The 10,000-nt window shown below is 63.9% G+C and carries 8 protein-coding genes and 1 pseudogene; 3 read left to right on the top strand and 6 right to left on the bottom strand.

Annotation, left to right across the window (positions count from 1 at the left end):
- The coding region (locus LDL37_RS06885) for a hypothetical protein (protein WP_290795932.1) at window positions 1-253 on the bottom strand (253 nt) is incomplete at its 3' end.
- A 168-nt stretch (window positions 254-421) separates the two neighbouring features.
- On the opposite strand from LDL37_RS06885, the gene LDL37_RS06880 reads away from it, so the two are divergent.
- The gene (locus LDL37_RS06880; protein WP_126421459.1) at window positions 422-901 is read left to right on the top strand and encodes an Lrp/AsnC family transcriptional regulator; all 480 of its coding nucleotides are present in this window, start codon (window positions 422-424) and stop codon (window positions 899-901) included.
- Window positions 902-1,376: 475 nt separating this feature from the next.
- On the opposite strand, the gene LDL37_RS06875 is transcribed toward LDL37_RS06880, so the two are convergent.
- The 5 genes from LDL37_RS06875 to LDL37_RS06855 form a co-directional block, all read right to left on the bottom strand.
- The gene (locus LDL37_RS06875) at window positions 1,377-3,014 is read right to left on the bottom strand and encodes a thiamine pyrophosphate-binding protein (RefSeq protein WP_290795930.1); all 1,638 of its coding nucleotides are present in this window, start codon (window positions 3,012-3,014) and stop codon (window positions 1,377-1,379) included.
- A gap of 157 nt (window positions 3,015-3,171) precedes the next feature.
- Window positions 3,172-4,278, bottom strand: coding sequence for a CaiB/BaiF CoA-transferase family protein (locus LDL37_RS06870; RefSeq protein ID WP_290795928.1), 1,107 nt, complete (start codon window positions 4,276-4,278; stop codon window positions 3,172-3,174).
- 154 nt (window positions 4,279-4,432) lie between these two features.
- Window positions 4,433-5,602 carry an acyl-CoA dehydrogenase gene (locus tag LDL37_RS06865; protein WP_290795926.1) on the bottom strand — a complete coding sequence of 390 codons (1,170 nt, stop codon included), beginning with the start codon at window positions 5,600-5,602 and terminating at the stop codon, window positions 4,433-4,435.
- Window positions 5,595-7,106 carry an aldehyde dehydrogenase family protein gene (locus LDL37_RS06860; RefSeq protein WP_290795924.1) on the bottom strand — a complete coding sequence of 504 codons (1,512 nt, stop codon included), beginning with the start codon at window positions 7,104-7,106 and terminating at the stop codon, window positions 5,595-5,597. Before LDL37_RS06860 ends, LDL37_RS06865 begins: the two co-directional genes overlap by 8 nt.
- A gap of 42 nt (window positions 7,107-7,148) precedes the next feature.
- A complete protein-coding gene (locus tag LDL37_RS06855; protein WP_290795922.1) occupies window positions 7,149-8,438 on the bottom strand; it encodes an FAD-binding oxidoreductase in 1,290 nt (429 codons plus the stop codon).
- Window positions 8,439-8,534: 96 nt separating this feature from the next.
- Between LDL37_RS06855 and LDL37_RS06850 the strand changes: the two genes are divergently transcribed.
- Together LDL37_RS06850 and LDL37_RS06845 are read left to right on the top strand one after the other, a co-directional pair.
- Window positions 8,535-9,431, top strand: coding sequence for a LysR family transcriptional regulator (locus tag LDL37_RS06850; protein WP_290795920.1), 897 nt, complete (start codon window positions 8,535-8,537; stop codon window positions 9,429-9,431).
- Between the two features lie 9 nt (window positions 9,432-9,440).
- A pseudogene (locus LDL37_RS06845) lies at window positions 9,441-10,000 on the top strand (quinate 5-dehydrogenase); the annotation flags it as partial.

Raw genomic sequence — 10,000 nt, 5'->3', positions numbered from 1 at the left:
GGTCTTCATTGATGGCCGGCTGCACCACGATATTCAGCGGATCGAGCAGGGATTTGGCCTGCTGCAGCTGCTGATCGTAATTGCCAAGCGGCGAGCCGCGATAGCCGGAAATAAAGCCCGCTGTGTTGAGGCCTGCCCGCCGGTCGCGCCGCGCGATCATCAGGGGCAACCGCACCAGCGCCTGAACCCCGCTCATAAAAGCGCGGCCCTCTTCGAGGACGTACTTGTCGCTTAAGGAAACCTGATCGCGCATTTAATCATCCCTGCTAGGCTTTCCGTCTATCGCGGAATTTTTTTGCAGGATGACACGAAATCAGGAGAATGAATTTTCGAATTTCGTGCTATTGAGGGCATAGACAAAATGACATTCCGTTGCGACGCTTTGCCGCAGAATGGGATGCCTGCTACAGATGGAATGCCCATGTCACGCAGTTCTGAAGGCCGTGGCCTTGACGATACCGACCGCAAAATCCTGCGATTGCTGCGCAGCAATTGTCGCCTGACGACGCAGGAAATCGCCGATCAGGTGGGCCTGTCGCCCACCCCCTGCTGGTCGCGCATCAAGCGGATGGAAGAAAATGGCGTCATCACCGGCTATGTCGCCCTGCTCGATCCGGAACAGGTGGGTAAGCCGGATACGGTGATCGTCGAAATCAATATCGAATCGCACGACGACGAGCGCATCGAAGCCTTTTCGCGCTACGTGCTGAACCTGCCCGAAGTGACCGACGCCTATCTGACGACGGGCGAATACGACTATGTGCTGATCGCGGCGGTCGATGGCACGGAGGGCTATGAGCAGTTCCTGCGCAAGAAGCTGCTGAAATTCCCCGGCATCCGCCACACGCGCTCGACCTTCTGCCTTCGCCGCCTGAAACGCGAACCGTCGCCGTCGGTGTGACTCTCGTCCCCACGGCTTTGCCTTAAGAAAGGACGGCGCAAATACGCCTTACTCTCTCCTCCCTGTTGCGCAGCAATGGGGAGGGGGATCGCGAAGCGGTGGAGGGGGATGACTCTGCCGAAGATCGCCCCTCGCCGCCTGGGCGTACGCACGGCTAAAGCCAGTGCCAAACCCACCCTCAGAGTCGCCCCCCTCCGTCTTTTGCCTTCGGCAAAATCCACCTCCCCACGCTAACGCGCAGGGAGGAGGGAAGCGCGATAACCGCCTTGCTTTCTCCTCCCTGTTGCGCAGCAATGGGGAGGGGGACCGCGAAGCGGTGGAGGGGGATGACTCTGCCGAAGATCGCCCCTCGCCGCCTGGGCGTACGCACGGCTAAAGCCAGTACCAAAACGCATCCCCGGAGACGCCCCCCTCCGTCTTTTGCCTTCGGCAAAATCCACCTCCCCACGCTAACGCGCAGGGAGGAGAAACAGCGTCACGCCCCGGCTGACACCTGATCCAGCGTTTTAGCCGGCGTGATGGCCTGCGGGTCGATCAGGCAGTGCAGTATGGCCGGTTTGCCCGACGCCCGCGCCCGTTCAAAGGCCGGAGCAAACTCCGCCGTGGTGCGCACGGTTTCGCCATGCCCGCCAAAGGCCTTGGCATAGGCGGCAAAGTCCGGATTCTTCAGTTCCGTGCCGATCGGGCGGTGCGGATATTCGCGCTCCTGATGCATACGGATCGTGCCCCACATGCCATTGTCGATGACGATAATGATCAGCGGTATGTCGTATTGCACGGCGGTGGCGAACTCATTGCCGTTCATCAGGAAACAGCCGTCACCAGCAAAGGTGACCACCGGCGCGTCGGGGCACTGACGTTTGGCCATAATGCCCGCCGGGACCGAATAGCCGACGCTGCCCGAGGTCGGCGCGACCTGCGTAAAGGGCCGCTCGTGCCGCCAGTAGCGATGCACCCAGATGGCGTAATTGCCCGCCCCATTGGTGATGATTGTCTCCGGCGGCAGGTGCTCGCGCAGCCACACCATCACCTCGCCATACTGAAAATCGCCGGGGATGGGCGAAGGCGTGCTCGTCCATTTCAGCCAGTCCTGATGTGCCGCCGCCGCGCCTCTGATGATCTGCGGCGATGGGGCTTCATCAATCCACGACAAGGCCCTGGCGAACTGATCCGGCGTGCTGACAATCCCCAGAGCGGGCGGATAGACCCTCCCGATTTCCTCAGCCTGCGGGAAGATGTGCACCAGCGTTTGACCGCCGATCAGCGTGTAGCCATTCGACGGCACCTCGGCCATGCGCGCGCCCAGCAGGATCAGCAGATCGGCGTCCTTCACCCGCTGCGACAGGGCCGGATTCTGCCCGAAACCGAGATCACCCGCATAGCAGGGGTGGTGCGCCGGAAACAGCGACGTCCGGCGAAACTCGGTCGCCACCGGGATGTCGTAGCGCGCGACGAAATCGGCCACCGCCGCGCAGCCTTCGGCCGTCCAGCGCGATCCGCCGAGGATCATCAGCGGACGCTCTGCCGCCTTTATCGCTTGCGCAAACGACGCCATATCCGCGCGGGTCGGCGCGGCCTCCACCGCCTCGACCGGCGGCGCATCGGCGACCTCGACCCCCTCGGTCAGGATGTCTTCGGGTAGCGAAATCACCACCGGACCGGGGCGGCCCTGCATGGCCACGCGGAAGGCGCGGGCGACGATTTCCGGGATGCGCTTCGGATCGGAAATTTCCACCACCCATTTGGCTATGCCGCCAAAGGCCGCCACGTAGTCCAGTTCCTGAAACGCGCCGCGGCCCAGAAAAGCGCGTTCGACCTGCCCCACAAACAGGATCATCGGCGTCGAATCATGCTGCGCAATATGCACGCCGTGCGCCGCATTGGTCGCCCCCGGGCCGCGCGTCACAAAGCAGATGCCGGGCCGCCCGGTGAGCTTGCCATAGGCTTCGGCCATCATCGCCGCCCCGCCTTCGTGACGGCAGATCAGCACGTCGATATCGGCATCGTACATCGCATCCAGTGCCGCCAGATACGACTCGCCCGGCACGCAGGTCAGGCGTTCCACGCCATTGCGCGTCAGTTGATCAACGAGAATCTGTCCGCCAGTCCGCATGGCTGCCTTTCCATTCTTTACCCAGTCGGGTCGCGCTAAATACATCTATATCCCCCTGCCTTTGGCGGGGGAAACCGGGCTGCCGAAGGCAGAACCGGAGGGGGGGGCATCTACGCCATTAACCCCACCCGGCCCTTCGGGCCACCCTCCCCTGAAATCAGGGGAGGTGCTTTTGATTCAACTCCGGCGACGGCGTATCCGCCGTCATCCGCACGCCGTCGATCACGATGGGCGAAGCGACGCCCGGCACGCCGTCGATGTCAATACGCATCCCGCGATGCACGATCTGAGGGTCGTTGAACACGTCTTCGATGCGGTTGATCGGCCCCGCCGGGACGCCCGCCGCTTCCAGCGCCGTCAGCAACTCTGCGCGCGTCATATTGCGCAAAAACGGCTCCAGCTCGGCGACCAGTTGATGCCGCGCCGCGACCCGCCCGGCATTGGTCGCATAGGCCGGATTTTGCGCGACGTAATCCGCTTCCAGCACCTCGCAAAAGCGCAAAAACTGATGGTCATTGCCCACCGCGACGATGACGTGGCCGTCCTTCACCGCAAAGACCTGATAGGGCGCGATATTGGGATGCGCATTGCCCAGCCGCGTCGGCGATACGCCCGACGCCAGATAGTTCATCGCCTGATTGGCCAGCATGGCCGTGGCCACATCGAACAGGGCCATGTCGATATGACAGCCCTCGCCCGTCGCGTCGCGCTGCCGCAAGGCCGCCAGCACCGCGGTTGAGGTATAGACGCCGGTGAACAGATCGACCACCGCCACCCCTACCTTTTGCGGCTCGCCGTCCGGGTCGCCGGTAATGTCCATCAGGCCCGACATGCCCTGCAGGATGTAGTCATAGCCGGCGCGTTGCGCATAGGGCCCGTCCTGCCCGAAACCGGTAATCGACACATAGATCAGGCGCGGATTGACGGCTTTCAGGTGGTCGTAATCGAGGCCATATTGGCGCAGACCGCCAACCTTGAAATTCTCGATCAGCACGTCGGACTCGCGCGCCAGATCCCGGATAGCCGCCTGACCTTCGGGAGTAGTGATGTCGATGGCCAGTGAGGACTTGCCACGGTTACAGGCGTGGAAATAGGCCGCCGCATCACCGATAAAGGGCGGGCCCCAGCCGCGTGTATCATCGCCTGTGCCGGGGCGTTCGACCTTGACGACCGTGGCCCCCAGATCGGCCAGAATCTGACCGGCCCACGGCCCAGCCAGTATGCGCGCCAGTTCGAGAACTTTCAGGCCGGAAAGGGGTTTCATTGGGTCGCCTCTGAAGTTCCACCCCACCACCTCTCCCCGCCAGCGGGGAGGTATAAACAGGGATTACATCCCCCTGCACCTGTGCGGGGGGAAACCGGGCTGCCGAAGGCAGAACCGGAGGGGGGTGTCGTCAGGGCCGCCATGCGCTTTCCCATTAAAAAAAGGCTTGGAGCCCCGTCTGCGCCCTACCGAGGATCAGGGCGTGCACATCGTGCGTGCCCTCATAGGTATTGACCGTCTCCAGGTTCTGGGCATGGCGCATGACGTGGTATTCTTCATGTATGCCGTTACCGCCGTGCATGTCACGGGCCAGGCGGGCTATGTCGAGCGCCTTGCCGCAATTATTGCGCTTGATCAGGCTGATCATTTCCGGCTGCACCTGCCCGGCGTCGAACAACTGCCCGACGCGCAGAGACGCCTGAAGCCCCAGCGTGATCTCGGTCTGCATATCGGCCAGCTTCTTCTGGAACAGTTGCGTCTGCGCCAGAGGCCGCCCGAACTGCTGCCGGTCGAGGCCGTATTGCCGCGCGCGGTGCCAGCAGTCTTCGGCCGCCCCCATCACGCCCCAGCTAATGCCATAGCGCGCCCGGTTGAGGCAGCCGAACGGCCCTTTCAGCCCCTCGACATTGGGCAGCAGGGCGTCTTCACCGACCTCGACATTATCCATCACGATCTCGCCGGTGATGGAGGCGCGTAGAGACAATTTGCCGTGAATTTTCGGTGCGCTGAGGCCGCTCATCCCCTTGTCCAGCACAAAACCGCGAATGACGCCGTCGAGCTTGGCCCACACCACGAACACATCAGCAATCGGCGAATTGGAAATCCACATTTTGCTGCCATTGAGCACATAGCCGCCCTCGGTTTTGCGTGCCGTCGCACGCATGGAACCGGGGTCGGACCCGGCGTCCGGCTCGGTCAGGCCAAAGCAGCCGATCCATTCGCCCGACGCCAGTTTCGGCAGGTATTTTTGCCGTTGCGCCTCCGAGCCATAGGCATGGATCGGATACATGACTAAAGAGGACTGCACGCTCATCATCGACCGATAGCCGGAGTCCACGCGCTCGACTTCGCGCGCAATCAGGCCATAGGCGACGTAGGACGCGCCTGCCCCGCCATAGGTTTCCGGCAGGGTCGCGCCCAAAAGGCCGCGCTCACCCATTTCGCGGAAAATGGCCGGGTCGGTCTGCTCCTCGGCATAGGCCTTGAGCACGCGCGGCAGAAGCTGCGACTGCGCATAGTCGTGCGCCGCGTCGCGGATCAGGCGCTCCTCGTCGGACAGTTGCGCATCGAGAAGGAACGGATCGGACCAATCGAATTTAGACATCGAACTTCACCCCCTGGGCCAGAGGCAGGCTGCGGCCATAGTTGATGGTATTGGTGGCGCGGCGCATATAGGCTTTCCATGAATCCGAGCCGGATTCGCGCCCGCCGCCGGTTTCTTTTTCCCCACCAAAGGCCCCGCCGATTTCCGCGCCCGACGGCCCGATATTGACATTGGCGATGCCGCAATCCGACCCGGCCGCAGAGACAAACAGCTCGGCTTCGCGGATGTCATTGGTGAAGATCGAGGACGACAAACCCGCGCCGACGGCATTCTGCATGGCGATGGCGTCTTGAATATTTCCATATTTCATAACATATAGAATTGGCGCAAAGGTTTCCCGCAGCACCGGCCCCGCATGGGCGTCCATTTCAACGATGGCCGGACGCACATAATAGCTGTCCTTACCGTTCACATCGACGCGCGCCCCGCCGGTGACCTGACCGCCGACGCTGCGCGCTTCGTCCAGCGCTTTTTCAAACAAACCAAAGGCGTGCGCGTCGATCAGCGGCCCGATCAGTGTGCCCTCTTCCAGCGGATGACCGACCTTCACCGAGGCATAGGCCTGCTTCAGGCGCGGCACGAAGGTGTCATAAAGGCTTTCGTGCACGAACAGGCGGCGCAGCGTCGTGCAGCGCTGACCCGCCGTGCCCATGGCGGCAAAGGCCACACCGCGCAAAGCCAGATCGAGGTCCGCCGACGGCGCAATAATGGCGGCATTATTGCCCCCCAGCTCCAGCAGGGCGCGCGCAAAACGCGCAGCCAGCTTCGGGCCCACAGCGCGGCCCATGGCCGTCGAACCGGTGGCCGAGACCAGCGGCACCTTCTCATGCTCGACCAGCGCTTCACCAACCTCTTTACCGCCGATCAGCAGGGCCGACAGGCCTTCGGGCACGGCATGACCCGCGGCCCTATAGGCGGCGACGGCGCGCTCAAACAGGGCATGGGTAGCCAGCGCCGTCAGCGGCGTCTTTTCCGACGGCTTCCACACGATGGCGTCGCCGCACACCAGCGCCAGACAGGCGTTCCACGCCCACACGGCGACGGGGAAGTTGAAGGCCGAGATGATGCCGACCACGCCCAGTGGGTGCCAGGTTTCCATCATGCGGTGTTCGGCGCGCTCGGTGGCGATGGTCAGGCCGTACAGTTGCCGCGACAGGCCGACCGCGAAGTCGCAAATGTCGATCATTTCCTGCACTTCGCCGAGGCCTTCGGACGTGACCTTACCGGCCTCAATCGACACCAGCTTACCCAATGCCTCCTTGTGCGCGCGCAGTTCTTCACCGAACAGACGCACCAGCTCGCCGCGCTTGGGGGCCGGGATCAGACGCCATTGGAGGAACGCTTCGTGCGCTGCGTCGATACGCGCCCTGGCCTGACCAATGCTTGTTTCAACGACCTCCCCGATCAGCTCGCCGGTATTGGGCGAATGGACCTTCAAGGTCCCGCCCGTGTGGCCGCCAGTGACGCCCAGAGACTCCAGCAAAATACGTGTATCCGCGCTCATCTGTCTTCCCTTTTCATCCGCCCGTAAATCCGAAGGGGATGCTCAAAACCTGTGTTCCACCGCATGCAGCACCGCCGCACCGGCCTCGTAATAAACCTCTTTGGCCCCCCGGTGCTTCGCCTCTTGCGGCGTCGTCACCGGCAGCGGCAAATCGTCTTCGGACAGCGCCCCCAGCACGTGTTCGGCCAGAATCCGCCCCATCACCGTGCCCGGTGCAATGCCCCGGCCATTATAGCCCGACACGCCCACCACGCCGTCGGCAAAGCGATGGAAGCGCGGCAGGTTATCGTCGGTCATGCCGATCCAGCCATACCATTCGTGTTCGAAACCGATGCCTTTGAGCGCCGGAAACAGCCGCGTCATGGCGCGTTGCCCCCAGCCGCTATGCACCCCCTGCGCTGGCCCGCGCAAGGCCCCGACGCTGCCGAAGACCAGTCGCCCGGCGGCATCCATACGGAAGGAGGACAGGACCTCCGCCGTGTCCCAGGCCCCCTGACCTTCCGGCAGGATGTGGCGCAAAATGTCATCCGACAAGGGCGTGGTGGCGCAGTTGAAATAGGGCAGCCAGACCTGCTCCTTACGGATGATCTCCCACGGCCCTTTGGTGTAGGCATCGGTGGCCATGATCACCTTGGGCGCGGTCACCGAGCCGCCGGTCGTCGTCACGCGCCACTGATCGCCCGCCACCTCGATCTGTTCCACCGGGCTTTCGCTGCGAATATCGACGCCCGCTGCCACCGCCGCCGTGGCCAGACCGCGCACATAGGCCAGCGGCTGAATCACCCCGGCACGGCGATCGAGCAACGCCATGGGATAGGCGTCGCTGCCGACCATTCGCTGCGTTTCGGCGGCATCCAGCAGGCGTACATCGGCGCCACGCGCCTGCCATTGCTGCGCCCGGTCACGCAGTTCGCGCACCCCCGCCTCACCGACGGCGCAATGCAGCGTGCCTTCGCGCCGCAGTTCGCAGGCGATATTGTGCGTATCGACGCGCGCGAAGACCTCCGCCGGGCCGTTGCCCAGCACCTGCAACAGCCGCTCGCCATGCACCGGCCCCAGCACCTTGGGCAGTTCGTCGGGCATGACCCACATACCGGCATTGACCAGCCCGACATTGCGCCCGGCCCCGCCAAAGCCAATCTCGCGCGCCTCGATCACCACCACCTTTGCCCCGGCTTCGGCCAAGGTCAGGGCCGCCGACAGGCCGGTATAGCCCGCCCCCACCACCGCCACATCGGCGCGCAGATCACCGCTCAGCGCGACGGTCAGCGGCGCAGCGGGGGCCGTGGCGGCCCACAGTCCGTGGGTAAGAGGCTCAAGCGCAGGGGCCAAGGGTTCATTCTCTTGCGTAATGGCTAAACCGGTTGTACCGTGCCCGAACGGCCTCAACAAGGGCCATTTTGACAAGACTTCATTCCGAAATCGAATATGCGCTCACCTCGCCGCTTCCTCCCGTCCCTGTCGCTTCTGGCCGCGTTTGAAGCCACGGCGCGGCTCGGTTCGGTCACCGCCGCCGCGCGCGAACTGAACCTGACCCAAAGCGCCGTCAGCCGCCAGATCGCCGCGCTGGAGGCGCAGTTGGAGGTCGAGCTGTTCCACCGTGAACGCCAGACCGTGCGCCTGACCGCCGGGGGGGAGGCCTATGCGCGCGAGGTGCGCGAAGCGTTGAAAATCATCTCGTCGGCCTCGCTCAGCCTGCGCGCCAATCCGCACGGCGGGACGCTGAAACTGGCCATACTGCCGACCTTTGGCACGCGCTGGCTGGCCCCGCGTCTGCCCGATTTTTTGCGCAATAATTCCGGCATTCAGGTCAATCTGATCACGCGCATCGGCGTCTTCGATTTCCGCAGCGAAGGGCTCGATGCCGCCATCCATTTCGGCCGCCCCGACTGGCCCGGCGCGGAAAGCGCGCTGTTGCGGCCCGAAGTGGTCATCCCGGCCTGTGCCCCGGAGCTTAAGGCGCAGTATGGCTTTGCCGCGCCTGCCGATCTGCGTCAGGCGCCTTTGCTGCATCTGACCTCACGCCCCGACGCCTGGGAAAACTGGCTGGAGGCGCACGGCGCGCCCGCCGACCACGTACACGGCATGTTGTTCGATCAGTTTGCGACCGTAGCGCAGGTGGCGCGCTCCGGCCTTGGCGTCGCTTTATTGCCGCAGTTTCTGGCCGACGAAGAGTTTGCCTCCGGCGCGCTGGTCCCGGCGCTTGAGGCCCCGCTGACCACCGGTGAAGCCTACCACCTCGTCTGGCCGGCTGAGCGCGGCAATCACCCGCCGCTTAAGGCCTTCCGCGACTGGCTGCTGAAAGAAACCGCCCCATACCGATAAGGAAACCCCATGCGACTGATCACCGCCGATGACCTGAAAGCCGCCCTGCCCTATGCGCGGCTGGTGCGCGAGCTACCGGCGCGACTGCGGGCCGGGGCGCAGACGCCGCAAAGGCCGGTCTTCGACCTGGGGCACGACGCCTCGCTGCTGCTGATGCCGGCGTGGTCTGAGCGTCTGGGCGGGGTCAAGATCGTGCACGTGACGCCCGGCAATGCGGCGCGCCACCTGCCGTGCGTGGCGGCCTCCTATCTGGTGTTTGACGGTGAAACGCACCGGCATCTGGCCCTGATCGACGGCGAGGAACTGACGGCTCGACGCACGGCTGCCGTGGCCGCCGTGGCGATGGACCGGCTGGCCAAACCTGAGGCGCGCCGCCTGCTGCTGATCGGCTCAGGACGCATCGCCTCGGAGATACCTTTTGCCTTCCGTGCGGTGCGCGCCATCGACAGCGTCTCAGTCTTCAGCCCGACCCGCGCTCATGCCGAAGCCCTTGTGTCGCGCCTGACGCAGGCCGGGTTTGACGCTTCGGTGTGCGACGATATTGCACGGCAAATCCCGCACGCGGACCT

Origin of the sequence: Asticcacaulis sp. (assembly GCF_020217185.1) — a bacterium.
In the GTDB taxonomy this organism is placed as follows: Bacteria; Pseudomonadota; Alphaproteobacteria; order Caulobacterales; family Caulobacteraceae; genus Asticcacaulis.
The sequence above is the reverse complement of the archived record's forward strand: the minus strand, read 5'-3'. Positions and strand labels throughout refer to the sequence as shown.